Source organism: Streptomyces sp. NPDC059649, assembly GCF_042734445.1.
Lineage (GTDB): Bacteria > Actinomycetota > Actinomycetes > Streptomycetales > Streptomycetaceae > Streptomyces.
In genome coordinates, this window is sequence record NZ_JBHWDV010000032.1 from 29703 (window position 1) to 56694 (window position 26992).

15 protein-coding genes are annotated in these 26992 nt (G+C 74.1%); 14 read left to right on the plus strand and 1 reads right to left on the minus strand.

Features of this window, described 5'->3' with window-relative positions:
* Positions 1–50 precede the first annotated feature (50 nt).
* The 9 genes from ACFV1J_RS27555 to moeZ all read left to right on the plus strand — a co-directional run bounded on the left by ACFV1J_RS27555 (position 51) and on the right by moeZ (position 12588).
* Positions 51–1790: an ABC transporter substrate-binding protein gene (locus tag ACFV1J_RS27555; protein ID WP_385862398.1), complete on the plus strand. Its 1740-nt coding sequence runs from the start codon at positions 51–53 to the stop codon at positions 1788–1790.
* Positions 1787–2776 (plus strand): ABC transporter permease, encoded by a 990-nt coding sequence (locus tag ACFV1J_RS27560; protein WP_385862399.1) that lies wholly within the window; start codon positions 1787–1789, stop codon positions 2774–2776. The genes ACFV1J_RS27555 and ACFV1J_RS27560 overlap by 4 nt, the downstream gene beginning before the upstream one ends.
* Positions 2773–3771 carry an ABC transporter permease gene (locus ACFV1J_RS27565; RefSeq protein WP_385862402.1) on the plus strand — a complete coding sequence of 333 codons (999 nt, stop codon included), beginning with the start codon at positions 2773–2775 and terminating at the stop codon, positions 3769–3771. Before ACFV1J_RS27560 ends, ACFV1J_RS27565 begins: the two co-directional genes overlap by 4 nt.
* Positions 3768–5432, plus strand: coding sequence for a dipeptide ABC transporter ATP-binding protein (locus ACFV1J_RS27570; protein WP_385862403.1), 1665 nt, complete (start codon positions 3768–3770; stop codon positions 5430–5432). Before ACFV1J_RS27565 ends, ACFV1J_RS27570 begins: the two co-directional genes overlap by 4 nt.
* A 183-nt stretch (positions 5433–5615) precedes the next feature.
* A complete protein-coding gene (locus ACFV1J_RS27575) occupies positions 5616–7325 on the plus strand; it encodes a DUF3492 domain-containing protein (RefSeq protein WP_385862405.1) in 1710 nt (569 codons plus the stop codon).
* 447 nt (positions 7326–7772) lie between these two features.
* Positions 7773–9353 (plus strand): hypothetical protein, encoded by a 1581-nt coding sequence (locus ACFV1J_RS27580; protein ID WP_385862407.1) that lies wholly within the window; start codon positions 7773–7775, stop codon positions 9351–9353.
* Positions 9354–9627: 274 nt separating this feature from the next.
* Positions 9628–10584 carry an NAD-dependent epimerase/dehydratase family protein gene (locus tag ACFV1J_RS27585; RefSeq protein ID WP_360946945.1) on the plus strand — a complete coding sequence of 319 codons (957 nt, stop codon included), beginning with the start codon at positions 9628–9630 and terminating at the stop codon, positions 10582–10584.
* Entirely contained in the window at positions 10572–11336 is a 765-nt protein-coding gene (locus ACFV1J_RS27590; RefSeq protein WP_385862410.1) for a spherulation-specific family 4 protein, read from the plus strand. Before ACFV1J_RS27585 ends, ACFV1J_RS27590 begins: the two co-directional genes overlap by 13 nt.
* Positions 11337–11409: 73 nt before the next feature.
* Positions 11410–12588 (plus strand): adenylyltransferase/sulfurtransferase MoeZ, encoded by a 1179-nt coding sequence (gene moeZ / locus ACFV1J_RS27595; protein WP_385862412.1) that lies wholly within the window; start codon positions 11410–11412, stop codon positions 12586–12588.
* Positions 12589–12706: 118 nt separating this feature from the next.
* Here the strand turns inward: moeZ and ACFV1J_RS27600 are convergent, their stop codons facing one another.
* On the minus strand, positions 12707–15676 hold the full coding sequence (locus ACFV1J_RS27600) for a flippase-like domain-containing protein (protein ID WP_385862413.1): 2970 nt from the start codon (positions 15674–15676) through the stop codon (positions 12707–12709).
* A gap of 188 nt (positions 15677–15864) precedes the next feature.
* Between ACFV1J_RS27600 and ACFV1J_RS27605 the strand changes: the two genes are divergently transcribed.
* The 5 genes from ACFV1J_RS27605 to nudC all read left to right on the plus strand — a co-directional run bounded on the left by ACFV1J_RS27605 (position 15865) and on the right by nudC (position 26676).
* Entirely contained in the window at positions 15865–16254 is a 390-nt protein-coding gene (locus tag ACFV1J_RS27605; protein ID WP_385862415.1) for an MGMT family protein, read from the plus strand.
* Positions 16255–16472: 218 nt separating this feature from the next.
* Positions 16473–19883: an ATP-dependent helicase gene (locus tag ACFV1J_RS27610; protein WP_385862417.1), complete on the plus strand. Its 3411-nt coding sequence runs from the start codon at positions 16473–16475 to the stop codon at positions 19881–19883.
* A 707-nt stretch (positions 19884–20590) separates the two neighbouring features.
* A complete protein-coding gene (locus ACFV1J_RS27615) occupies positions 20591–24247 on the plus strand; it encodes a UvrD-helicase domain-containing protein (protein ID WP_385862419.1) in 3657 nt (1218 codons plus the stop codon).
* Between the two features lie 10 nt (positions 24248–24257).
* Positions 24258–25664, plus strand: a complete 1407-nt coding sequence (locus ACFV1J_RS27620) for a dipeptidase (RefSeq protein ID WP_385862421.1) — start codon at positions 24258–24260, stop codon at positions 25662–25664.
* 76 nt (positions 25665–25740) lie between these two features.
* Positions 25741–26676, plus strand: coding sequence for an NAD(+) diphosphatase (gene nudC / locus ACFV1J_RS27625; RefSeq protein WP_385862423.1), 936 nt, complete (start codon positions 25741–25743; stop codon positions 26674–26676).
* Positions 26677–26992: the final 316 nt, after the last annotated feature.

A 26992-nucleotide genomic window follows, 5' to 3' on the forward strand; every position in this document is an offset into this window, starting at 1 on the left:
GCCCGGCCGCCGCCCCCTGCCGACGCCCCGCTGCGAAAGGCACCCCCGTCATGGCCGAGCCGGCCCGTTCCCGTCATCTCCCCCTGTCCGCCCGCAAAGTGGCCGCGGCCGCGGCCGTCGTCCTCCTCGCCGGCGGCGTGACCGCCTGCGGGCCCAAGGACGGCAGCGCCGACACCGGGGCCGGTGCCACCCCGCACAAGGGCGGCACCCTCACCGTCCTCAACTCCGAACCGCAGACCGACTTCGACCCGGCCCGGCTCTACACCTCCGGCGGCGGCAAGGTCCCCAGCCTGGTCTTCCGCACCCTGACCACCCGCAACCGCGAGAACGGCGCCGCCGGCGCCAAGGCCGTACCGGACCTCGCCACCGACACCGGACGGCCCAGCAAGAACGCCACGGTGTGGACCTACACCCTCAAGGACGGCCTGAAGTTCGAGGACGGCTCCCCGATCACCAGCGCCGACATCAAATACGGCATCGAGCGGTCCTTCGCCGCGGAACTCTCCGGCGGCGCACCCTATTTGCGGGACTGGCTGATCGGCGGCGAGAAATACCAGGGCCCGTACAAGGACACGTCCAAGGACGGCCTGAAGTCCATCGAGACACCCGACGCCAAAACCCTCGTATTCCATCTGCGCAAGCCCGAGGGGGAATTCCCGCTGCTGGCCTCGCAGACCCAGTTCGCCCCCGTACCGCGAAAGAAGGACACCGGCACGAAATACGAGGAACACCCCGTCTCCTCCGGCCCGTACAAGGTCGTCAAGAACACCGGGGACGGCGAACACCTCGTCCTGACGCGCAACGAGAACTGGTCGGAGAAGACCGACAAGGAACGCCACGCCTACCCCGACACCGTCGACGTGCGCTCCGGACTCGACTCCTCCGTCATCAACCAGCGGCTGTCCACCGGCTCCGGCGCGGACGCCGCCGCGGTCACCACCGACACCAACCTCGGCCCGGCCGAACTCGCCCAGATCGGCAATGACAAGGAACTCCAGAAGCGGGTCGGCACCGGCCACTTCGGCTACACCACCTACCTCGCCTTCAACCCGAAGGTGAAGCCCTTCGACAACCCCAAGGTGCGCCAGGCGATTTCCTACGCCATCAACCGGCAGAGCGTCATCAATGCCGCCGGCGGCTCCTCGCTCGCGGAACCCGCCACGACCTTCCTCCCGCACCAGAAATCCTTCGGCTACACGCCCTACGACGCGTTCCCGGCCGGAAGGACCGGAAATCCGGCCAAGGCCAAGGAACTGCTGAAGGAAGCGGGCCACAAGAACGGGCTCACCCTCACCCTCACCCACTCCACCGCCAAGAACTTCGAAACCAGCCGCGACGTCGCCACCGCCGTGCAGGAAGCGCTGCAGAAGGCCGGCATCACCGTCAAGCTGGCCGGCCTGGAGGACAACGACTACAAGGACAAGACCCACAGCATCAAGGACGAGCCCGGCCTGTTCATCGGCCACTGGGGCGCCGACTGGCCCTCCGGCGGCCCGTTCCTCGCGCCGATCTTCGACGGCCGGCAGATCGTCAAGGACGCCTACAACTTCAACCACGCCCAGCTCGACGACCCGGCCGTCAACCACGAGATCGACGAGATCAACAAGCTCACCGACCTCGACGCGGCGGCCCGCCGCTGGGGCGCCCTGGACCGGAAGATCGGCGCGAAGGCGCTGTCCGTCCCGCTGTTCCACCCCGTCTACAAGCGGCTCTACGGCAAGGACGTCAAGAACATCGTGATCAGCGACTGGGACGGCGTGCTCGACATCTCGCAGGTCGCGGTCAAGTGACCCAGCAACGAACCACCCGGGAAACCGGTGTGTGGCGGCGGCTGCGCGCCCGCCCGTCGGCCGTCGCGGCCGCCGCCGTCCTCACCGTCCTCGCCCTGCTCGCCCTCGGCGCCCCGCTGCTCGCGGCGCTCGAAGGCCAGGACGCCACCACGTACCACGACGCACTGATCGACTCGGCCCGCGGCGGCGTGCCCACCGGCACCCACGGCGGGATCAGCGCCGACCACTGGCTCGGCGTCGAACCGGGCACCGGGCGCGACCTGTTCGTCCGGCTGCTGTACGGCGCGCGGATCTCCCTGCTCGTCGCCCTCGGCGCCACCGCCGTCCAGGTCCTCACCGGCGTCACGATCGGCCTGGCCGCCGGCTTCGGCAGCCGGCTCGTCGACACCGTGCTGTCCCGCCTCACCGACGTCATGATCGCGCTGCCGATGCTCGTCCTCGGTGTCGCGCTGACCGCCGTCGTACCGGCCGGCTTCCCCCGCCCACTGCTGCTGATCATCGTCATCGGCCTGCTCAACTGGGGCAGCACCGCACGGGTCGTGCGCGCCCAGACACTGTCGCTGAAGAAGCTCGACCACGTCGCGGCCGCCCGGCTCGCCGGCTGGCGCCCGGCCCGGGTCGCCCGCCGGGAACTCCTGCCCGCGCTCGCCGCCCCCGTGATCACCTACGCCGCGATCCTCGTCCCCACCAACATCGTCGCCGAGGCCTCCCTGTCCTTCCTGGGCATCGGCGTCAAACCGCCCACCGCCTCCTGGGGACAGATGCTCTCCACCGCCACCACCTGGTTCCGCGCCGACCCGCTGTACGTCCTGCTCCCCGCGGCCTGCCTGTTCGTGACCGTCCTCGCCTTCACCGTGCTCGGTGACGCGGTCCGCGCCGCGCTCGACCCCCGCGAACGCTCCCGGCTGCGGGTCGGCACCCGCGGCGGCTCCCGCGGCACACCGGCGGCCACCGCCGGGCACACCCCGAAGGGAGCCGCCGCATGACCGGCACCACCGGCTACCTGCTGCGCAAACTCGGCGGCGCACTGATCGTGCTGTTCCTGCTCTCCGTCCTGGTCTACCTGCTCTTCTACGTCGCCCCCGGCGACCCCGCGAAACTCGCCTGCGGACCGCGCTGCAACGCCGAACAGCTCCGCCAGGTACGCGACCAACTCGGCCTGAATGAACCACTCCTGACGCAGTATCTGCACTTCCTCGCGGGCCTGGTCACCGGCCGCGACTACTCCACCGGCACCGGCGTGCTGCACTGCCCCGCCCCCTGCTTCGGCCTCTCCTACCAGAACGACCAGCCGGTCACCGCACTGCTCTCCGCCCGGCTGCCGGTCACCGCCTCCCTCGCCCTCGGCGCGATGGTGCTGTGGCTGCTGCTCGGCGTCGGCACCGGACTGCTCTCCGCACTGCGCCGCGGCGGAACCACCGAGCGGCTGCTCACCGTGCTCACCCTCACCGGCACCGCCACCCCGGTCTTCATCACCGGCCTGCTGCTGCTGATGCTCTTCTGCGCGACCCTGCAGTGGCTGCCGTTCCCGTCCTACGTCCCGCTGACCGAGGACCCCGAGCAGTGGGCCTGGAACCTGCTGCTGCCCTGGACCACCCTCGCCCTGCTGGAATCCGCCAAATACGCCCGGCTGACCCGCTCCTCGATCCTGGAAACCCTGGCCGAGGACCACATCCGCACCTTCCGCGCCTACGGCCTGGCCGAACGGTCGGTCATCGGACGGCACGCACTGCGCGGCGCACTCCCGCCGGTCATCGCGCTCAACGCCATCGACCTCGGCACGATGTTCGGCGGCGCGATGCTCACCGAGACGCTGTTCGGCCTGCCCGGCCTCGGCCAGCTGCTGGTCCACTCCGTCCGCACCGTGGACCTGCCCGTCGTCGTCGGCGCCGTCCTCGGCATCGGCACCGCCGTCGTCCTCGCCAACGCCCTGGCCGACGTCCTCTACGCACTCGCCGACCGGAGGGTCACCCTGACATGACCGGCACCCTGGTCGAGGTCACCGACCTCGCCGTCACCTTCCCCGCCGGCGACCACCCGGCCGGCGTCCGCGCCGTCGACGGGCTCTCCTTCTCCCTCGCGCCCGGCCGCGCCCTCGGCATCGTCGGCGAGTCCGGCTCCGGCAAGTCCACCGTCGCCGCCGCCCTGCTCGACCTGCACCGCGGCACCGGCGCGCGGGTCGAGGGCACCGTACGGGTCGACGGGCACGACGTCCTGGCCGCCCCCGAGGCCGAGTTGCGGCGGCTGCGCGGCGGCACCGCCGCGATGATCTTCCAGGACCCGCTGTCCTCCCTCGACCCGTACCACGCCATCGGCGACCAGATCGCCGAGGTGCACCGGGTGCACCGGCCGGACGCCTCCCGCCGCACCGCCCGGGCGCGCGCGGTCGCCGCGCTGGACCGGGTCGGCATCGCGGACGCCGCCCGCCGCGCCCGCTCCCGGCCGCACGAATTCAGCGGCGGGATGCGGCAGCGGGCGCTGCTCGCGATGGCCCTGGCCTGCGAACCCCGGCTGCTGATCGCCGACGAACCGACCACCGCGCTGGACGTCACCGTCCAGGCCCAGATCCTCGACCTGCTGCACGAACTGCGCACCGAGACCGGCACCGGACTGATCCTGGTCACCCACGACCTCGGGGTGGCCGCCGGCGCCGTGGACGAGGTGCTGGTCATGCGCGCCGGACGGGCCGTCGAACACGGCCCGGTCGGCGAGGTCCTCGGCGCGCCCTCGGCCCCGTACACCAAGGAACTCCTCGCCGCGGTGCCCCGGGTGGACGCCGTACGGCCCCGGCCCGTCGTCCCGGCACCCCGCACGCCCGGCGCACCCCCGGCCGAACCGCCGCTCCTCGAAGCCGTCGGCCTGCGCCGGGAGTTCGGCCCGCGCCGGGCCCGCACCACCGCCGTCGACGACGTCTCGCTGACCGTACGGGCCGGCGAAACCCTCGGCCTGGTCGGCGAGTCCGGCAGCGGCAAGACCACCCTCGGCCGGATGCTGGTCCGCCTCCTGGAGCCCACCGCGGGAACGCTGCGCTACCGGGGCCGCGACATCGGCTCCCTCGACGAACGCGCCCTGCGCCCGGTCCGCCGGGAGATCCAGATGGTCTTCCAGGACCCGGCCTCCTCGCTCAACCCCCGCCGCACCATCGGCGAATCGGTGGCCGACCCGCTCCGCGCAGCCGGCGGGCAGGACGCTCCGGCGACCCTCCGGCGCGCCCGTGAACTGCTGGAACGGGTCGGGCTCGACCCCGACTGGTACCACCGCTATCCGCACGAGCTGAGCGGCGGCCAGCGCCAGCGCGTCGGCATCGCCCGGGCGCTGGCTCCCGGCCCGCGGCTGCTGGTCTGCGACGAACCGGTCTCCGCCCTGGACGTCACCACCCAGGCCCAGGTGATGCAACTGCTCGGCGAACTCCGCCGGGAACTGGGCCTGTCGCTGGTCTTCATCGCCCACGACCTGGCGGTCGTCCGGGCGGTCAGCGACCGGGTCGTGGTGCTGCGGTCCGGCCGGATCGTCGAGGAGGGCCCGGTCGACTCCGTGTACGAGAACCCCCAACACACCTATACACAGGGGCTGTTGGCCGCCGTACCGGTCCTCGACCCGCAGGTCGCGGCGGACCGCCGGACGCTACGGGCGGCGGCATAGCGATCACATAGCGCGTCGAAACGCCCCAACAGGCCGAAAGTTACGTGCTTTCACCCCTTCCGGTGGCGCGACGGACAACCGTCCATCGCGCCACCGGCCCTTTTGCATAGCGTCTCCCTGCAGGTTCGACGGCCCTGCGCCGTCGTGTCAGGGAAGCCGACATGGGAGGACGGGGGTGCCGTCGTGCGCATTGGACTCCTCACCGAGGGTGGCTATCCGTACGCGCCGGGTGAGTCGCACGCGTGGTGCGACCGGCTCGTACGCGGGCTCACCGGCCATGACTTCGAGATCTACGCCCTGCGCACCGACCCCCGCCGGGAACGCGGCCGGCCCGCCCTGCCCGGCCACATCACACGGGTGCACGACGCCCCCCTCTGGGGCGACTTCCCCGCCGGGCACCGCCGGGCCGCGGACGGGCGCCGCGGCCGCGCCCCCGGACGGCGGGCCCGCCGCCGCTTCGCCGAGCACTTCGGCGACCTGCTGACCGGCTTCGCCTCGACGCCCCCCGAAAACGCCCTGACCAGGAAGGCGGACCGTTTCGCCAGCGGCCTGTACGGACTCGCCGAACAGGCCGGGGACGACGGCGGACTGCCCGCCCTGCTGCGCTCCGAGGACGCCGTGCGCCGGCTGGAATCGGTCTGCCACGGCCCCCGTGCACTGCCCGCCGCACACGGCGCCCAGGTGGGCGACCTGCTGACGGTCGCCGACCGGCTCGAACGCACACTGCGCCCCCTCTCACTGGACTGGTACGGCGACGGGAACACCCCCGGCCTCGACGGCGTCGACCTCTGCCATGCCGCCTCCGGTGGTGCGGCCGCCCTCCCGGGCCTGCTGGCCAAGCGCTTCTTCGGTACGCCGCTCCTGGTCACCGAGTACGGCGTACGGCTGCGGGAGCACTACCTCGCGCGCGCCGCGGCACCCTTGAGTGCACCGGTGCGCGCCCTGCTCGCCGCGTTCCAGGGCGCACTGGCCGCCGAGACCTACGCCCAGGCCGCCCTGATCACCCCCGGCAACACCCACGCCCGGCGCTGGCAGGAGCGCTGCGGCGCCGACCGGGACCGACTGCGCACGGTCCACCCGGGCATGGACGCCGCGCCGTTCGCCGCCGTCGCGGACGCCCCGGCCGACGACTCCAAGACCCTGGTGTGGGTCGGCGCGGTCGAGCCCGCCAAGGACCTGATCGCGCTGCTGCACGCCTTCGCCGAGGTCCACCGGGCCGAACCCGCGGCCACCCTCCGGATCATCGGCGGCCTCGGCCGGGCCCCCCGGGCGGCCGGCTACCTCGCCCACTGCCGGGCGCTGGCCGCCCAGTTGTTCCCCGACGAGGCGGCCGACGCCGTCACCGTCGGCGAGAACCCGGTCAGCTTCGAGGAGATCGGCGGTCCCGACGCCCCCACCCTGGCGGACGCCTATGCCTCCGCCTCCGTAGTGGTGCTCTCCAGCGTCGTCGAGGGCTTCCCGCGCTCCCTGGTGGAGGCGATGTTCTGCGGCCGCGCCACGGTGTCGACGGACGCCGGCGCGGTCTGCGAAGTCATCGGTGGCACCGGGCTCGTGGTCCCGCCGCGCAACCCCCGCGCGCTCGCCGAGGCCTGCGGCGCGCTGCTCGGCGACCCGGACCGCCGGGCACGCCTGGGTGCCGCCGCCCGGGCCCGGGCGCTGGAGCTGTTCACCGTCGAGCAGAACACCGCGGCATTTCGTGGCATCTATCTGGAGCTGATCTCGCACGCCCCGGGCCGCCCGTCCGCCGCCCGGGACCGGGACGCGCACGGCGTACCGCAGCCGTTCGCCCGCCCCGCCGAATCCCATGTGCCCGGCCGCTGGGCCACCACCGGTGCGGCCGCCCGGCCCGGCCCCGCACCGGCCGGCCGGACCCCGAGCTGGGCGGTGCCATGAGACGGCGAGGACCGAGGACGCAGCGGCCTACGGACCAAGAGGGCGAGAGGCAGCCGTGGTTGGCGTGACGGAGAGGACAGGGGTGTCGGCAGTGATGACAGCTGTGCTGGACGTGATGTGCGCGATGGGGGTGGTGGGTGTGGCCCTGGTGACGGGTATGGCCGATGTGGCGCACGCCGGCAACCGGGACGGCCTCCGCCGCCGCGGCCGCCCACCCCGGGAGCGCACCGCGGGCATCCGCCCCGTAGGCGGGACCCACCCGCCGGCAACCACGGTGAGGCCCGTAGACGGGACCCACCCGTCGGCGGCCACGGTGAGGCCCGTAGACGGGGCCCACGCGTCGGCGGCCACGGTGAGGCCTGTAGGCGGGACCCACCCGTCGGCAGCCACGGGGAGGCCTGTAGGCGGGACCCACGCGTCGGCAGCCACGGGGAGGGGAGAGGAACGATGACCACACCTGACTGGGCGACGACCCCACCGGACCGCGGCACCCCCGGTGCCCGCCCAAACAGCGCGACGGCCGACCCCGCAGCACCCGCCCGCACGCCCCGCAAGGCCGCCACCACCCGCCCCGCCCGCCGCGGGCCCGCCGACCCGGTACGAGCCCTGATGCACCGTCACCGGACGCTCTGCGCCCACGCCGTCGACCCACTGGAGATCGCCGCCGGCCTGGAGGCCCACGGCGTCACCGATCGCACCGCCGCCCGCTTCCGGCACCGGGACGTCTTCTCCCTCGCCGAGGAGCTCTACGCCCGCGTACCCCGCGCGGAACCCGGCACGGGAGGAACGACGACCCGGCCGGACGCGGGGTCGGCAGCGCCCGCCCTGGACGACGCGGTGGGGGAGCGGGGGGCGGACGGCGGGTTGGACCGCGGGTTGGACCGCGGGGCGGGGGGCGATCCCCTGGACGGTGCGGACGGATCGGCGTACGGCGCCGGGTCGGCCTACGGCGCCGGGTCGGCGTATGCCGACGGATCACGTTATGCCGGCGGATCACCGTATGCCGACGGTGAGTTGGGGCGGGCGTACGCGGAGGGGGCGGAGGGGCGGGCGTATTCCGAGGGCGCCAGCCGGCCGCGGAGCTTCTCCCCCGCCCCCTCCTCCCCCTTCGGGGGAGGGGGCGGGGGGTGGGTTCGGGGGTGGGGGGGACGCTGCGGCGCCGCGCTGCACCTCCTCCCCGCCGCCCTCTGTGCCGCCACCCTCGCCGCCCTCGCCTCCGTCGGCGGATCGGTAACTCCCTTCGCCCGTATGGCCGTTGGCGTTACTGGGCTGGTGCTGACCGCGCTCGCCGTCCGGCTGGCCGTACGCTCCGGACCGCTGCGCCCCCGCCACTCCGGCACCGCCCCCCGGTCCGCCGCCCTGTGGACCTGCTGGACCGTCGGCTACGCACTCGTCGGTGACCGGCTGCTCGGCCACCTGCTGGCCGGCGGCCCCGCCCTGCCGACCACCCACCCCCACCCCGCCCTCGCCGCCGCCGCGGCGCTCGCCCTCGCCGTACCGCCCGCGGCCGGCTGCGCCCGCTGGTTCGCCGTACGCGGCCGCCGGGCGCTGGCCGCCAGCCGCGGCCTGGGCGAGTTCGCGGCCCGCATCCGGCCGCTGCTGCTCGGCACCACCCTGCTCTTCCTGGGCGCGCTGACGGCCCTGCTGCTGGGCGCCCGGGCGGTCCTCGGCCGAAGCGACGGCGGCGCGCTCCCGGCGGTGGCCGTCATCGCCCTCGGGCTGCTGCTCTTCCTCGCCCGGCTGCTCACCGTCCACGGCTTCCCCAAGGCCGCCGCACGGGGCCTTGCCTCGGCCGCCGCCCTGGAGGCGCTCGCCCCCGCCCTCGTCCTGGCGGCCCGGCTCCCCGGCGCGCCCCCGCTCGACGCCCCGGTCCAGGCGCTGGCCACCGCCGCCGGACCGGCCGCGGTCCCCGCCCTGGCCTGCACCGCCGCCGCCCTCGCCCTCCTCGCGTACGGCCTGCGGGCGCTCACCGGCGCCTGTGCGCACTCACCCGCCCCCACCGGCCCCCGGAAGGCGACCCGGTCGTGACCCTTCCGACGGCCACCGGCCCGCACCCCCACGCCGCACCACCCGGGCACCCGCACCACGCACCACCGCCGCGGAGGCACCCCGTAACGGCTTCTGTGGCACCTCCGGCCGCTGCGGCCCGCCCGCCGCGGACCACGCCCCCCACGCGGCCCCCGTCCCCACGACGGACGCCGACCCCCCGGCCGGAGCGCACGCACTTCCCACCACCCTCCTTAGGAGCACGACACATGAACGTCCAGCCGACCGAAGCCCGACGGCACCGGGGGGTCGCACGATGAGGGTGCTGCTCATCGGAGCCAACGGCTACCTCGGCCGTTACGTCGCCGACCGCCTGCTCGCCGACCCGGCCGTCCAGCTCACCGCCCTCGGCCGGGGGGACGACGCCGACGTCCGCTTCGACCTGGCCACCGGCAGCCCCGGGGCGCTGACCCGCTTCCTCGACGCGGTCCACCCCGGCGTGGTCATCAACTGCGCCGGTGCCACCCGCGGCGGCGCCCGCGAGCTGACCCGCCACAACACCGTCGCGGTCGCCACCATCTGCGAATCGCTGCGCCGCAGCGGCTGCGGCGCCCGCCTGGTCCACCTCGGCTGCGCCTCCGAGTACGGGCCCTCGCAGCCCGGTTCGTCGACCGCCGAGGACGCCGTGCCGCGCCCCGGCGGGCCGTACGGCGTCAGCAAACTGGCCGCCACCGAACTCGTCCTGGGCTCCGGGCTCGACGCGGTGGTGCTCCGGGTCTTCTCACCGGTCGGCCCCGGCACCCCGGCCGGCTCCCCGCTCGGCCGGCTCGCCGAGGCCATGCGCCGCGCCATGCAGTCCGGCGACAACGAACTCAAGCTCGGCGGGCTCGGCGTACAGCGGGACTTCGTCGACGTCCGGGACGTCGCCCGCGCGGTGCACGCCGCCTCGCTGTCCGCCGCGCAGGGCGTGGTCAACATCGGGACCGGCCGCGCGGTACGGCTGCGCGAGGCCGCCTCGGTGCTCGCCCGGGTCGCCGGCTTCGGCGGCGCGCTGCACGAACTCGACTCCCCGCCGGCCCGCCTCGTCATCCCCGCCCCGGCCGGCGACCACCCGGTCGGTTCGCCGCCCACCACCTACCCGTACCCGGACGGCTGCGGCACCTGGCAGCAGGCCGACGTCCGTACCGCCCGCGACCGGCTCGGCTGGCGCCCCCGGATCGTCCTGGAGGAATCCCTCGCCGACATCTGGATGGAGGCCGCGTGTCGCATCTGACCACCCCCGCCGGCCCCACCCGCGCCCCGACCGGCGCCGCCCCGCTGGGCCTCGGCGTACCCGGCTTCGCCCATCCGCTGCTCGCGCCCGCCGAATGGTCCGGGCTGCTCGGCTGCGGCCCGGGCCTGGTGCACTGGGCGGTGCTCGACGTGTCCAACGGGCCCGGGGCCCGCCCCGACCCGCACTGCGCACCGGCCGCCGCCCGGCTGCGTGAGACGGGTGTCCGAGTGCTGGGACACCTCGACCTCGGCCGGGGTACCCGGCCCGTCGGCGAGCTGCTCGCCGACGCCCACCGCTATCTGGAGTGGTACCGCGTCGACGGCTTCTGGCTGGACCGCACCCCCACGGACCGGCCCCTGCTGCCCGCCACCCGGCGGCTCACCACCGCCCTGCGCGGCCTGTGCCCGGGCGCCCACCTCGTCCTCGGGCACGGCAGCCATCCGCACCCCGGATACGCCGACACCGCCGACCAGCTCGTCACCTTCGCCGGCCGGTGGGCGGACTACCGCTGGTCACAGGTCGCGGAGTGGACCGCCGACCACCCTCCGGAGCGGTTCTGTCACCTCGTGCACAGCGTGCCGCGGACCCATCTGGACGAGGCGCTGCGGATCGCCCGCTGGCAAGGGGCGGGCACCGTGTACCTCACCGACCGCCGGGCCGGGGCCGCCGATGCCGTCGGAAGTGCCTGGGAATCACTGCCCGGCTACTGGGACGAATTCGTCTCGCGCATCGGACCGGGTGTCTCGGAATGAAGAAGGGCGTGGCAGTGTTACGGGAAGACAACCAGTCCTCAGATACCGACCAACCCCCTTGTTGAGGTCATCCGTGTCGCTGCCACCCCTGGTCGAGCCCGCTTCGGAGCTCACCGTCGACGAGGTCCGCAGGTACTCCCGCCACCTGATCATTCCCGATGTCGGAATGGACGGGCAGAAGCGGCTGAAGAACGCCAAGGTGCTCTGTGTCGGCGCCGGCGGTCTGGGCTCGCCCGCGCTGATGTATCTGGCCGCGGCCGGCGTCGGCACCCTCGGCATCGTGGAGTTCGACGAGGTCGACGAGTCGAACCTGCAGCGCCAGATCATCCACAGCCAGGCGGACATCGGCCGCTCCAAGGCCGCGTCCGCCAAGGACACGGTGCTGGGCATCAACCCGTACGTCACGGTCAACCTCCACGAAGAGCGCCTCGACTCCACGAACGTCATGGAGCTCTTCGCCCAGTACGACCTGATCGTGGACGGCACCGACAACTTCGCCACCCGCTACCTGGTCAACGACGCCTGCGTGCTGCTGAACAAGCCGTACGTCTGGGGCTCGATCTACCGCTTCGACGGCCAGGCGTCGGTCTTCTGGTCCGAGCACGGCCCCTGCTACCGCTGCCTGTACCCGGAGCCCCCGCCGCCGGGCATGGTGCCCTCCTGCGCCGAGGGCGGCGTCCTCGGTGTGCTGTGCGCCTCCATCGGCTCCATCCAGGTCAACGAGGCCATCAAGCTGCTCGCGGGCATCGGCGACCCGCTCGTCGGCCGCCTGATGATCTACGACGCCCTGGAGATGACGTACCGTCAGGTCAAGGTCCGCAAGGACCCCAACTGCGCGGTCTGCGGCGAGAATCCGACCGTCACCGAGCTCATCGACTACGAGGCGTTCTGCGGCGTCGTCTCGGAAGAGGCCCAGGAGGCCGCGGCCGGCTCGACGATCACTCCGCGGCAGCTCAAGGAGTGGATCGACGCCGACGAGAAGATCGACATCATCGACGTCCGCGAGCCGAACGAGTTCGAGATCGTCTCGATCCCCGGCGCCCGGCTGATCCCCAAGAACGAGTTCCTGATGGGCACCGCCCTCCAGGACCTCCCGCAGGACCGGAAGATCGTCCTGCACTGCAAGACGGGCGTCCGCTCGGCCGAGGTGCTCGCCGTCCTGAAGTCCGCCGGCTTCGCCGACGCGGTCCACGTGGGCGGCGGCGTCATCGGCTGGGTCAACACCGTCGAGCCGGAGAAGCCGGTCTACTGATCAGGCCCGCGCACTGATCACCGCGCCGTAGACAGCGCCGAAGGCGTCGGTCCGTATGCCACGGACCGGCGCCTTCGCCTTGCCCGGCTGCCCGAGGGCCCCGGGGCGACCCTGCGGGTCAGATCTCGCCCTTGCGCGTCAGATACGTGAAGGCCAGCCAGCCCGGCAGGACCGGCAGCCAGAAGACCATCAGCCGGAACAGCAGCACCGCCGGGAACGCGGTGTCGCCCGGGAGCCCCGCGATGGTCAGCGCGGTGATCAGCGCACCTTCGACGGCGCCCACGCCGCCCGGTGTGGGGGCGGCCGAGCCCAGTGCGTTGCCGGCGAGGAACGCCACCGCGATGCTCGCGTAACTGATCTTGTCGCCGCCGCCGAACGCCCGGATCGACGCGTCCAGGCACATCACGTTCGCCGCCGTCAGCAGCAGCATCCCGCCGATGCCGGTGACCAGCTTCCGGGGCCGCTGCAGGATGTCCAGCATCCGCGGCACCACACCGGCGAACAGCGACCGCACCCGCGTCGAGACGAACTTCCGCAGCACCGGCACGGCCGTGACGACCAGCACCAGCACGGCCACGGTGAGCAGCCCGGCGATGACCGTACGGGACGGCGAGATGTCCTGGGTCTGCTCGGTGCCGGTCAGATAGCCGAAGGCCAGCAGCAGCAGGATGTGGCTGCCCAGCCCGAACAGCTGGGACGCGCCGACGCTCGCCACCGCCAGACCGGGCCGGACCCCGGCGCGCTGCAGGAAGCGGGTGTTGAGCGCCACCCCGCCGATCGCCGCGGGCGCCACCAGCTTCACGAAGTTGCCGGCGATCTGCGCGATCACGGTCCGGACGAACGACACCTTCTCCGTGACGAACCCCAGCAGGCTCATCGCCGCCGCGATGTACGTCGTCGCCGAGAAGAACATCGCCACCAGCACCCACACCCACTGGGCCTCGCTGACCACGTCACCGAGGTTGAAGTTGGTGAGCTGGGACAGCAGCAGGTACACCGCGAAGGCACCGGCGATCCAGCTGATCAGGATCCGCGGGCTGAGCCGCTCCAGCTTCGCCGGCTCGATCACCGCGGTGGGCCGGATCAACAGCACCTGCCGGCGGATCTGGGCCAGCAGGTCCTCCTCGCGGGCCTCCTCGGTCGCCTCGTCCAACGCCCGCTTCTCGGCGTTCTTCTCCGCGTGCCGCTCGGCCCGCAGCGTCCGGCGGTCCTTCGGGGCCGCCTCCCGGGCCTCCCGCGCCTCCTTGGCGGCCTGCGACGCCGCCAGCACCGCCTCCCGCTCCCGCTTGGCGCGCTCCCGGGCCAGCTGGCGCAGGGTGGCCCGGGTGGTGCGGCTCAGCGCGATCGGCTGGAGCAGCGGCAGGCTGTCCGCGACCGCGTCCGGGCCGAGCACCTCCACGGCCGCCGCCACCGCCCGTTCCGCGCCGACCCGCAGGCCCAGCGTGACCAGCAGCTGCGCGATGTCCATCCGCAGAACGAGGTCACCGGCCGCGATCTCGCCGCCGCGCAGCTCGGTCAGCACGATGTTGCCGGAACGATCCACCAGCATGGCGTCACCGACCAGCCGCCGGTGCGCGATCCGCCGCGACTGCAGCGCCTCGACCTGCCGCCAGGCGCTGTGCATCAGCGCGTCGGTGATCTCCTCGTCGGCCAGCGAGTCGAAGGTGCGGCCCGCGATGTGCTCGTAGACCAGCATCACCGCGTCCGGGCCGAGCTCGGAGGTGGCGATCAGCTTGGGGGCGTGGGCGCCGGCCGCGATCGCCGCGTACGCCAGCAGCGCCTCCTGCTCCAGGGCCTGGCGCAGCGACTGCAGGCTGCGGCGCTGGTTGATGCCGCGCAGCGACAGCCGGCGCCAGACCCGGTAGAAGAAGCCCTGGGCCTGCTGCTCGCGGTCGACCACGGTGACGTCGATCGGCGGGCCGTCCTCCAGGGTGACGAGGTAGCGGCGGCCGCGGTCGGCGTGCTCGTTGTTCTCGTTGTGCTCGGCGTTGGCGGTGTCCTCCGCGCGCATCGCGCTGACCGGACGGAAGCCGACCCGGCGCAGCCCGGCGAGGAGGTTCTGCCCGGTGGGCCGGACGTTGGGGGAGCCGACGGCGTAGAGCGTGCCGAACGCCACGGTCCAGCCGATCAGCACCGTCGTGATGATCGCGAACGGGGTGGTGTAGCGGCCGACCAGCACCGCGAACGCGTCCAGCAGCAGCACGCCCCACATCGCGACCCGCCAGCGCGGCCGCCGGGACATGCCCACCGCCGTCATGTAGGCGATCACCGGCGCCAGATAGCTGTGCACCGGCGCGGAGAGCGAGCCGTTCGCCAGCGGCTGGGTCAGCGCCACCCTGATGGAGGCCGGGGCGGACTCGGCCACCCACAGGTCGGTGGCGAGCGACACCCCGTGCGCGAGGACGGCGGCGAGCACGCCGTCCGCGATCCGCAGCCCGTCCCGCTTGACCAGCCGCTCGACGGCGAACGCCACCGGCACGATCAGCACCGCGACGCTGGCGGTCAGCCCCGCCAGATTGATCAGCAGCGGGGGAGTGGCCCGGGCGCCGGTGCCGATGTCCCGGGCCAGGCCCGCGGTGGTGCCGTGCGCGAACGTGGCCAGGGCGAGGACCAGGGCGATACCGGCCATGCCGAGCAGCAGCCGCAGCAGGTCGGCGGGCCGGTGCACCCGGGCGGGCAGCAGCGGCTCGTCGCCGGAGACCCGGTCGACGTGGAACTCGCCGCACTCGTCGGCGGCCGTCCCGTCGCGGTGCGAACCCGTCCGGGACGCGCCGCGGGCCGCGGTCGGGCCCGGCTCGGCGCCCTTGCCGTGCTCCACGTGCGCGTCGTCCTGCGCCTGCTGGTGTTGCCGGTCGCTCTGCCGCTCCTCCTCGTGTCCCGTGGGTGGTGCGGGCTCCTTGGGCCCTTCCGGCCTCTGGGACGCCCCCGGTCGTTCGGCCTTCTTGATCGTGCTCGCCTTTTCGGTAGCGGAAGCCGTGGCCGGCCTCCGTTGGTGCTTCCCCTCGACGGGCAGCGCTTCAGGGGCGCCCGCCTCCCGTGGAGGCGCCGCGCCCTGCTGCTCGGCCGTCTCTTCTTGATCTCGTATCACCAGTCACCGTCCGGAAGATGGTGGCACGGCCGACCGGTGGAGGGGGGCATCAGGGTGCATTTCGGGGTGACGGGAAGCGGAACCTCTGCCACCGCGCCGGGTCCGGTGGCGGCCGCCGCCGGCGTTCCGAAGGGTGGTGGACCGTGTGTCCGCTCCCATTGTCGGTGCCGTGCGGCAGGATGGACCGAATGAGTGGTACCGGAGACACGGCGCCCGGCGCCGACGCCGGGGAACTGCCCGCCTACGCAGAGCGGGTGCTCTCCGTCGCCGAGCTGATTCCGGCCGGCCGGGTCATGACGTACGGCGATGTCGCGGAGTACGTGGACGAGGGAGGTCCGCGCCAGGTCGGGCGGGTGATGGCGCTCTACGGCGGCGCGGTCCCCTGGTGGCGGGTGGTACGCGCCGACGGGCGGCTGCTCCCCGGCAGCGAACTGCGCGCCCTGGCCCACTACAGGGACGAGGGCACCCCCTTGCGTGCCGCGTCGCAGGGGGCGGAGGGCCACATACCGAGACTCGACATGCGGCGCGCCCGCTGGGACGGCCGGCAGGACGACCGGGACGAGCCATGGCACGACTGAGCCGCCCGGCGCCGGCCACCCCGGCCCGGCCCGGCGGCCCGCGGACCGGTCCGCGGCCCCGGCGCCCACTGGCGTAGCGTCGGGCACTGCCGTCCCGGCGCCGGCCGCCCCCACGGCGCCGCCGCCCGGCTCCCAGCCACCCCGGCACCCCGCACCGCGGCGCGCCCCGCACCGCATCCGCACCACGACCAGCACCCTCCTCAGGACCGGCGATCCACGTGAGCTCCTCCTTCAAGGCCGTCCCGCCGACGCAGCCCCGCCGGGCGGCGCGGCAGGACGCCTCCGGCGCGTACCGACTGGTCCGCACACCGCCGGAACGGGTGGACCCTCCCACCTTGGACGCAGCCCAGCGCGCCGTGGTTGACCACCGGGACGGCCCGCTGCTGGTCCTCGCCGGGCCCGGTACCGGCAAGACCACGACCCTCGTCGAAGCCGTCGCCCGCCGGGTGCGGGACGGCGGCGACCCCGAGCGGATCCTCGTCCTCACCTTCAGCCGCAAGGCCGCCGTCGCCCTCCGCGACCGCCTCGCGCTCCGCCTGCGTGCCCTGGAGAAGCCCCGCCGCCGCCCCGGCAGAAACGGCGAAGGGCCGGGGACACCGCCCGCACCGGCCGGCATCCCGCAGGCCACCACCTTCCACTCCTTCTGCTACGCCCTGGTCCGCGCCCATCAGGACGCCGACCTCTTCGCCGACCCGCTGCGGCTGCTGTCCGGTCCCGAACAGGACCTCGTCGTCCGCGAACTCCTCCAGGGCCAGGCCGACCTCGCCGGCGAGGGCCGGGCCGCGATCAGCTGGCCCGACGACCTCCGCGCCTGCCTGACCACCCGCGGCTTCGCCGACGAGGTCCGCGCCGTCCTCGCCCGCAGCCGCGAACTCGGCCTGGGCCCGGACGCCCTCGCCGCCTTCGCCCGCCGCACCGGACGCCCCGACTGGTACGCCGCCGCCGGCTTCCTCGCCGAATACCTCGACGTCCTCGACGGCCAGGGCGTCCTCGACTACGCCGAACTCGTCCACCGCGCCGTGCTCCTGGCCGAACGCCCCGAGATCGCCGCCCAACTGGCCACCGCCTACGACGCCGTCTACGTCGACGAGTACCAGGACACCGACGCCGCCCAGGTACGGCTGCTGCGCGCGCTCGCCGGCAACCACACAGCGGCCGCCGCCCCCGGTACCCCGGGCCGCACCCTCGTCGCCTTCGGAGACCCCGACCAGTCGATCTACGCCTTCCGCGGCTCTGACGTCAACGGCATCCTCGACTTCCCCGAAACCTTCCGCCGCGGCGACGGCACCCCCGCCCCCGTCGCCGTCCTTCGCACCTCCCGCCGCTCCGGCGCCGCCCTGCTCACCGCCACCCGGCAGCTCACCCACCGGATGCCGCTCACCCGCCTCCCCGCCGCCAAGGTCCGCGCCCACCGCGAACCCACGCCCGTACGGGACGGCGGCCGCGTCGAGGCGTACACCTACCCGACCCCCGGCGCCGAGCTGGACAACGTCGCCGACATCCTGCGCCGCGCCCACCTGGAGGACGGCGTGCCCTGGCGCGACATGGCCGTCCTCGTCCGCGCCGGCGGGCGCTCCATCCCCGCCGTCCGCCGCGCCCTCACCTCCGCCGGCGTCCCCCTCGACATCGACGGCGACGAACTCCCGCTGCGCCACGAACCCGCCGTCGCCCCCCTGCTCACCGCGCTCCGCGCCGCGGCCCTCGCCGCCCTCGGCCCCGAACCGGACACCGCGGACACCACCGCCCCGGGCCGGCTCGACGCCGAGACCGCCCTCGACCTGCTCGCCTCCCCCCTGGGCGGTATGGACGCCGCCGATCTGCGCCGCCTCGGCCGCGCCCTGCGCGAGGAGGAACGCGCCGCCGGCACGGCCCTGCCGCCGCCCTCCGACGAACTGATCGCCCGGGCCCTCGCCGAACCCCAGCGCCTGGTCGCCCACGACCCCGGCTACGCCCGCGGCGCCCAGCGGCTCGGCCTGCTGCTGCGCAAGGCCCGCGAACTCCTCGCCGGCGGCGGCACCGCCGAACAGGCCCTGTGGGAACTGTGGGACGGCACCCCCTGGCCGCAGCGCCTGGAACGCGCCGCCCGGCGCGGCGGCGCCGCCGGCCGCAACGCCGACCGCGACCTCGACGCCGTCGTCGCCCTGTTCGAGACCGCCGCCCGCGCCGAGGAACGCACCGGCGGCCGCGGCGCCCTCAACTTCCTGGAGGAACTCGACGCCCAGGACATCGCCGCCGACACCCTCACCCGCCGCACCGTCCGCCCCGACGCCGTCCGGCTGATGACCGCCCACCGCGCCAAGGGCCTGGAATGGCGGCTGGTCGTCGTCGCCGGCGTCCAGGAAGGACTCTGGCCCGACCTGCGCCGCCGCGGCTCCCTCCTCGAAGCCGACCGGATCGGCCGCGACGGCCTGGCCGAACCCCTCACCCCCGGCGCCCTGCTCGCCGAGGAACGCCGGCTGTTCTACGTGGCCGCCACCCGCGCCCGCGACCGCCTCGTCGTCACCGCCGTCAAGGCCGCCGCCGACGACGGCGACCAGCCCTCCCGGTTCCTCACCGAACTGGGCATCACCCCCCAGGACGTCACCGGCCGCCCCCGCCGCCCCCTCTCCGTCGCCGCGCTGGTCGCCGAACTCCGCGCCACCACCGTCGACCCCGCCGCGAGCCCCGCCCTGCGCGACGCCGCCGCCCAGCGGCTCGCCCGGCTCGCCGCACTGCACGACGACGACCACCGCCCCCTGGTGCCCGCCGCCCACCCCGACACCTGGTGGGGCATGCACGACCCCACCCACAGCCGGGTCCCGCTGCGCGACCGCGACCGGCCCGTCGTCCTCTCCGGCAGCGCCCTCGACCAGCTCGCCAACACCTGCGCCCTCCAGTGGTTCCTCGGCCGCGAGGTCAAGGCGGACAGCCCCGCCACCGCCGCCCAGGGCTTCGGCAACGTCGTCCACGTCCTCGCCGACGAGGTCGCCTCCGGACGCACCCCCGCCGACCTCACCGTCCTCATGGAACGCCTGGACTCCGTATGGGACGCGCTCGCCTTCGACGCCCCCTGGAAGTCCCGCCAGGAAAAGGACCAGGCCCGCGCCGCCCTCGAACGCCTCCTGCGCTGGCACGTCATGGAACGCGAAACCCTCGGCCGCGACACCGTCGCCACCGAGCACCCCTTCGACGTCACCCTCCGGGCCGGCACCTACGAGGTCCGCATCCGCGGCAGCATGGACCACGTCGCCCAGGACGAACACGGCAGGGCCTACGTCGTCGACTTCAAGACCGGCAAACAGAAACCGACCGGCCCCGAGGTCGCCCGCCACCCCCAGCTCGCCGTCTACCAGCTCGCGGTCCGCGAAGGCGCGGTCGACGACGCCTTCGACGGCCGCACCCCCGAACCCGGCGGCGCCGAACTCGTCCACCTGCGCATCGGCGCCCCCCAGAAGGAGGGCGGCGACGCGCTGCCCGCCGTACAGGCCCAGCCGCCGCCGGACGGCGACTGGGTCGGCGACCTCCTCGCCACCGCCGCCGGCCGCGTCCTGGAGGAACGCTTCACACCGGCCGCGGGCACGCACTGCACGCATTGCGCGTTCCGCGCGTCCTGCAGCGCGCGACCGGAGGGGCGTCACGTGGTGGAGTGACCTCCCACGTACTCGGCCTTCCCGCCGTGGGGGTTGCTCGCCGTTGCGCTTCGCGGCGCCCCCGTACGTACCTGTCTGCTGCGCCGCGGGGCGTCTCGCCGTTGCGCGCTTGGCGGCGCCTCCCACGTACCTGTCTTTCCCGCCGCGGGGCGTCTCGCCGTTGCGCCTGCGGCGGGCTGGTGGTTGTCGGGTGCGGTGACGGTCCTCCGGGGCCTTGTTCGTGGACTGCTTCGCTTTACGTCCACGAACAAGGCCCCTCCGGCCCGTCCCCTCCCGGGAGGGGGAAAGTTAAGGACGGTGGGGGTGCAGGTAATGCCCACGTGCGCGCGGTCAACGGATCAGGCCCGCCCCCGCTCAGCTCTTCCCCCCACTCACGGGAGGGGCTGGACCGGAGGACGAAGTCTGGAGGGCCGGCACCGCACCCGACAAACAATCGCCCGCCGCCAGGCGCAACGGCGACCAAGCCCCGCGGCGGGACAGACGGGTACGTGGGGAGCGCCGCAAAGCGCAACGGCGACCAAGCCCCGCGGCGGGACGGCCAGGTACGTGCGGGGCGCCGCAAAGCGCGCAACGGCGACCAAGCCCCGCGGCGCCGCAGACGGGTACGTGCGGGGCGCCGCAAAGCGCCCCGCGGCGGGAAAGCCAGGTACGTGGGGCGAGCAGCCCAGCGCAGCGGATTGTCAGTGGGGGCCGTTACCGTTTTCAGCGTGTCAGCTCGTATCAGCGACCCCGAGCAGCTCAAGGAGCTGCTCGGGATCCCGTTCACCCCGGAGCAGACGGCGTGTATCACCGCGCCGCCCGCGCCGCAGGTCATCGTGGCCGGGGCCGGGTCCGGTAAGACCACGGTGATGGCCGCGCGGGTGGTGTGGCTGGTCGGCACCGGGCAGGTCGCTCCCGAGCAGGTGCTGGGCCTGACCTTCACCAACAAGGCCGCCGGCGAGCTGGCCGAGCGGGTCCGTGCCGCCCTCGTCAGGGCCGGGGTGACCGACCCGGAGCCCGTGCCGGTCAGTGCCGAGGCCGTCCCCGGGGAACCGCGCATCTCGACGTACCACGCCTTCGCCGGCCAGCTCCTCAAGGACCACGGCCTGCGCATCGGCCTGGAACCCAGTGCCCGGCTGCTCGCCGACGCCACCCGCTTCCAGCTCGCCGCCCGCACCCTGCGCACCGCCCCCGGCCCCTACCCGGCGCTCACCACCTCCCTGCCCTCCCTCGTGGAGGACCTCCTCGCCCTCGATGCAGAGCTCGCCGAGCACCTCGTGGACCCGGCCGAGCTCCGTGCGTACGACAGTGGGCTGCTCACCACCCTCGACGGGATCAAGCTCACCAACGCCGACCTGCGCAAGGTCCCCGAAACCGCCCGCGCCCGGCTGGAGCTCCTCGACCTCGTCGCCGCGTACCGCAGCGAGAAACGCCGCCGCGATCTGCTCGACTTCGGTGACCAGATCGCCCATTCGGCGACCCTCGCCACCACCCGCCCCGAGGTGGGCCGGATCCTGCGCGACGAATTCCGGGTGGTCCTGCTCGACGAGTACCAGGACACCTCCGTCGCCCAGCGACTGCTGCTCTCCGGCCTCTTCGGCGCCGCCAACGGCACCCCCACCGGGCACGCCGTCACCGCCGTCGGCGACCCCTGCCAGGCCATCTACGGCTGGCGCGGCGCCTCCGTCGCCAACCTCGACGACTTCCCCGCCCACTTCCCCTTCGCGGACGGCACCCCCGCCCACCGGTACGCGCTCAGCGAGAACCGCCGCAGCGGCGGCCGCCTCCTCGACCTCGCCAACGGCCTCGCCGCCCCGCTCCGCCGCATGCACGAAGGCGTCGAAGCGCTCCGCCCCGCCCCCGGCGCCGAACGCGACGGCACCGTCCGCTGTGCCCTGCTGCCCACCCACGCCGAAGAACTCCGCTGGCTCGCCGACTCCCTCGCCCACCTCGTCCGCACCGGCACCCCGCCCGGCGAGATCGCCGTCCTGTGCCGCACCGCCGGCGACTTCGCCCAGATCCAGGGCGAACTCGTCGCCCGCGACATCCCCGTCGAGGTCGTCGGCCTCTCCGGACTGCTGCACCTCCCCGAGATCGCCGACCTCGTCGCCGTGTGCGAAGTGCTCCAGGACCCGACCGCCAACGCCTCCCTCGTCCGCCTCCTGATCGGCCCCCGCTGGCGGATCGGCCCCCGCGACCTCGCCCTCCTCGGCCGCCGCGCCCGCACCCTCGTCCACCACGGCGGCCCCTCCGACGACCCGGCCCAACGCCTCGCCGAAGCCGTCGAAGGCACCGACCCCGCCGAGACCCTCTCCCTCGCCGACGCCCTCGACACCTTCCTGGAGGCCGACGGCACCGACGACGGCCTGCCGTTCTCCGCCGAGGCCCGGGTGCGCTTCGCCCACCTCGCCACCGAGCTCCGCGACCTCCGCCGCTCCCTGGGCGACCCCCTCATGGACGTCCTCCACCGGGTGCTCGCCACCACCGGCCTCGAGGTCGAGCTCTCCGCCTCCCCGCACGCCCTCGCCGCCCGCCGCCGCGAAACCCTCGGCAGCTTCCTCGACATCGCCGCCGGATTCGCCGCCAAACAGGGCGGCGAATCCCTCGACGGCGAAGCCACCCTCCTCGCCTTCCTCGGCTTCCTGCGCACCGCCGCCCAGTACGAGAAGGGCCTCGACAGTTCCCTCCCCGGCGGCGACAACACCGTCAAGGTGCTCACCGCCCACAAGTCCAAGGGCCTCGAATGGGACGTCGTCGCCGTCCCCGGCCTGGTCGCCAAGCAGTTCCCCAGCGAACAGTCCCGCGAGTCCTGGACCAGCCGCGCCAAGGTCCTGCCGCACGCCCTCCGCGGCGACGCCGCCACCCTCCCCGACGTCGAGGAATGGGCCGCCCGCGGCATCAAGGACTTCAAGGAGGCGATGAAGCACCACCAGCAGACCGAAGAACTCCGCCTCGGCTACGTCACCTTCACCCGCCCCCGCTCCCTGCTGCTCGGCTCCGGCCACTGGTGGGGCCCCCACCAGAAGCGACCGCGCGGCCCCTCCGCCTTCCTCGACGCGCTGCGCGAGCACTGCGAGGCCGGCCACGGCGAGATCGAGCACTGGGCCGACCCGCCCGAGGAGGGCGCCGAGAACCCCACCCTCGCCGAGGCCGCCGTCGAACAGGCCTGGCCCCTGCCGCTCGACCCCGCCGCCCTGGCCCGCCGCCGCACCGCAGCCGCCGCGGTCCGCGCCCACCTGGCCCGCCACCAGGCCGCCCGGCCGCCCGCCACCACGACTTCCGCCGCCGTCCCCGCACCGTCTCCGGCGTACGACCCGGAGTGGCCGCCGGCCCCGCCCGAGGAGGAGTGGGCGGACGACCCGTACGGCATGCCGGAGGACGACGCGGCGTACGCGTACGGCGTGCCCGAGGCGGACCCGTTCGAGGAAGCGGACCCCTTCCGGGAAGCGGACCCGTTCGAGGAGCCGGACGCGGCCGCGCTCCCGGACGCGGCCGCGCTCCCGGAGGCGGACCCGTTCGACGACGTACCCGACCCGGCCGCCGCGCCGCCGCGGCCCCGTATCGTCGCCCAGCGCACCACCGAGCCGGACCTCAGCAGCCCGGACGAAAAGGGCGAAAACGGTGAAGGGGGCGACGAGGGCACCGGCCCGCACGCGCTGCTGCCCGAGGAACGCCGCATCCTCGGCTCCTGGGACCGCGACCTGGAGGCGCTCGCCGACGAGCTGCGCCGCTCCCGCGCCACCGTCCGCGAGGTCCCGCTGCCCGCCGCACTCAGCGCCACCCAGCTGCTCCGCCTCGCCGCCGACCCGGACGGCTTCGCCCGCGAGCTGGCCCGCCCCATGCCGCGCCCGCCCCAGCCCGGCGCCCGCCGCGGCACCCGCTTCCACGCCTGGGTCGAGTCCCGCTTCGAAGAGCTCGCCCTGCCACTGCTCGGCCCCGACGAGCTACCGGGCGCCGACGATCCCGACGCCGACCGCATCACCGACGAACACGACCTGGAAACCCTCAAGGAGGCGTTCGCCCGCACCCCCTACGCCCACCGCACCCCCTACCTCGTCGAGGCGCCGTTCCAACTGATACTCGCCGGACGGGTCGTCCGCGGCCGGATCGACGCCGTCTACAAGGAGCGCGGCCCCGACGGCGACCGCTACGAGATCATCGACTGGAAGACCGGCCGCACCCAGACCGCCGACCCCCTCCAGCTCGCCATCTACCGCCTCGCCTGGGCCGAACGGCACGGCCTGCCCCCGTCCGCCGTCGGCGCCGCCTTCCTCTACGTCCGCACCGGCGAGATCGTCCGGCCCACCCGCCTCCCCGGCCGCGCCGGCCTCGAACGCATCCTGCTGGGCGAGACCGACGACCGGCCTCCCCCGGAAGGCCGATAGGCTCGGTCGTATGAGCACAACCCCGGACAGCGCCGTCCACGCGTACCTCGACCGCCACCGCGACGCCTTCCTCGGCGACCTCGCCGAGTGGCTGCGCATCCCCTCCGTGTCCGCCGACCCGGACCGCGCCCCCGACGTACGCCGCAGCGCCGAATGGCTCGCCGCCAAGCTCACCCACACCGGCTTCCCGACCGCCGAGATCTGGGAGACCGAGGGCAACGGCCTGCCCGCCGTCTTCGCCGAATGGCCCTCCGGTGACCCGTCCGCCCCCACCGTGCTCGTCTACGGCCACCACGACGTGCAGCCCGCCGCCCGTGAGGACGGCTGGCACACCGACCCCTTCGAGCCGCAGATCCTCGACGGCAGGCTCTACGCCCGCGGCGCCGCCGACGACAAGGGCCAGGTGTTCTTCCACACCCTCGGCGTCCGCGCCCACCTCGCCGCCACCGGCCGCACCGCCCCCGCCGTCAACCTCAAACTGCTCATCGAGGGCGAGGAGGAGTCCGGCTCCCCGAACTTCCCCGCGCTGATCGAGAAGCACGCCGACCGCCTCGCCTGCGACGCCGTGATCGTCTCCGACACCGGCATGTGGTCCAGGGACAACCCCACGGTCTGTACCGGCATGCGCGGACTGACGGACTGTCAGATCGATCTGTACGGCCCCGACCAGGACATCCACTCCGGCTCCTTCGGCGGCGCGGTGCCCAATCCCGCCACCGAGGCCGCCCGGCTGGCCGCCGCACTCCACGACGCCGACCGCCGGGTCGCCGTCCCCGGCTTCTACGACGGCGTGATCGAACTCACCGACCGCGAACGGGAACTCTTCGCCGAGCTGCCCTTCGACGAGGAGGAGTGGCTGCGCACCGCGCACTCCCACGCCACCCTCGGCGAGGCCGGCACCACCACCCTGGAGCGCCTCTGGGCCCGCCCCACCGCCGAGGTCAACGGCATCGGCGGCGGCTACCAAGGCCCCGGCGGCAAGACCATCGTGCCGTCCACCGCCCAGCTGAAGCTCTCGTTCCGGCTGGTCGCCGGCCAGGACCCGGCCGCCGTCCAGCAGGCCGTACGCGACTGGGTCGCCGCACAGCTCCCGCCCGGCATCCGGCACACGATCACCTTCTGGGGCGCCACCCGCCCCTGCCTCACCCCGCTCGACCACCCCGCGCTCCGGTCCGTCGTCCGCGCCATGGGACGCGCCTTCGGCCAGAAGATCCGCTTCACCCGCGAGGGCGGCTCCGGCCCGGCCGCCGACCTCCAGGACGTCCTCGGCGTCCCGGTCCTCTTCCTCGGCATCTCCGTGCCCTCCGACGGCTGGCACGCACCGAACGAAAAGGTCGAACTCGACCTGCTGATGAAGGGCGTCGAAACCGCCGCCCACCTGTGGGGCGACCTGGCGGAGCACTGGCAGCGGACCTGACCGCGCCGCACCCGCCGCCCCGTTCCGCGCCCGTACGCAGCAATCACCCACGCCTCAGGGGGAGTTGGAAACAGCAGTGACCACCTGGACCGACCACACCGCCGACCGGCCGATCACGTTCAGCGCGCCGAGCGGCATCGACCGCTCCGCCCACCACCGTCTCGACGAGGCATGGCTGGCGGCGGCCTGGAGCCACCCGACGACGCGCGTCTTCGTGGTGTCCGGCGGCCAGGCACTGATCGACGACACCCCCGACGGCCGCACCGAACTGATCATGACGCCGTCCTTCGAGGCGCCGCTGACCGAGGCCCACCGCTACTACCTCGGCACCGATGACGAGGGCGTCAGCTACTTCGCTCTCCAGAAGGACAGCCTCCCCGGCCGCATGGACCAGTCCGCCCGCCCGGCCGGCCTGCGCGAGGCGGGCATGCTGCTGTCCCCGCGCGACGCCGGCCTGCTCGTCCACGCCGTCGCCCTGGAGAACTGGCAGCGGCTGCACCGCTTCTGCTCCCGCTGCGGCGAACGCACCGTCATCGCCGCCGCCGGCCACATCCGCCGCTGCCCCGCCTGCGGCGCCGAGCACTACCCCCGTACCGACCCGGCCGTGATCATGCTCGTCACCGACGAGGAGGACCGCGCCCTGCTCGGCCGCCAGGTCCACTGGCCCGAAGGCCGCTTCTCCACCCTCGCCGGCTTCGTCGAGCCGGGCGAGTCCATCGAGCAGTCGGTGGCCCGTGAGGTCTACGAGGAGGCCGGCGTCGTCGTCGGGGACGTGGAGTACGTGGCCAGCCAGCCCTGGCCCTTCCCCTCCAGCCTGATGCTGGGCTTCATGGCCCGCGCCACCTCCTCCGAGATCCAGGTGGACGGAGAGGAGATCGAAGAGGCCCGCTGGTTCTCCCGCGAGGACCTCCGCGCCGCCTTCGAATCCGGCGAGGTCCTGCCGCCCCACGGCATCTCCATCGCCGCGTGCCTGATCGAGCTCTGGTACGGCAAGCCCCTGCCGAAGCCGTAACGACCTGAGGCGAGCGCGACCTCACACGCACGGCAAAGGGCCGCCGTCCCGTTCCGTCATTGCTCTACGGAACGGGACGGCGGCCCTTTGGCGTGCGGGCTTGCGCGTCGCCGCTTGCCCCTTGCCGTGGCGTCGGCCCTCAGGGCAACTGGCAGCCCCCGCGGCCAGTGACAGCTGAGGCGAGTGGCAGCCCTCGCGGCAAGTGGTGTGGGGGGGGCCGGGGGGCCCCCCCCCCCCCGCGCCAGCCCCCCCCCCCCCCCGGGGGGTGCTGGGCCCCCCCCGGGGGGGTGTGGGGGGGGGCAGGGGGGGTTAAAAA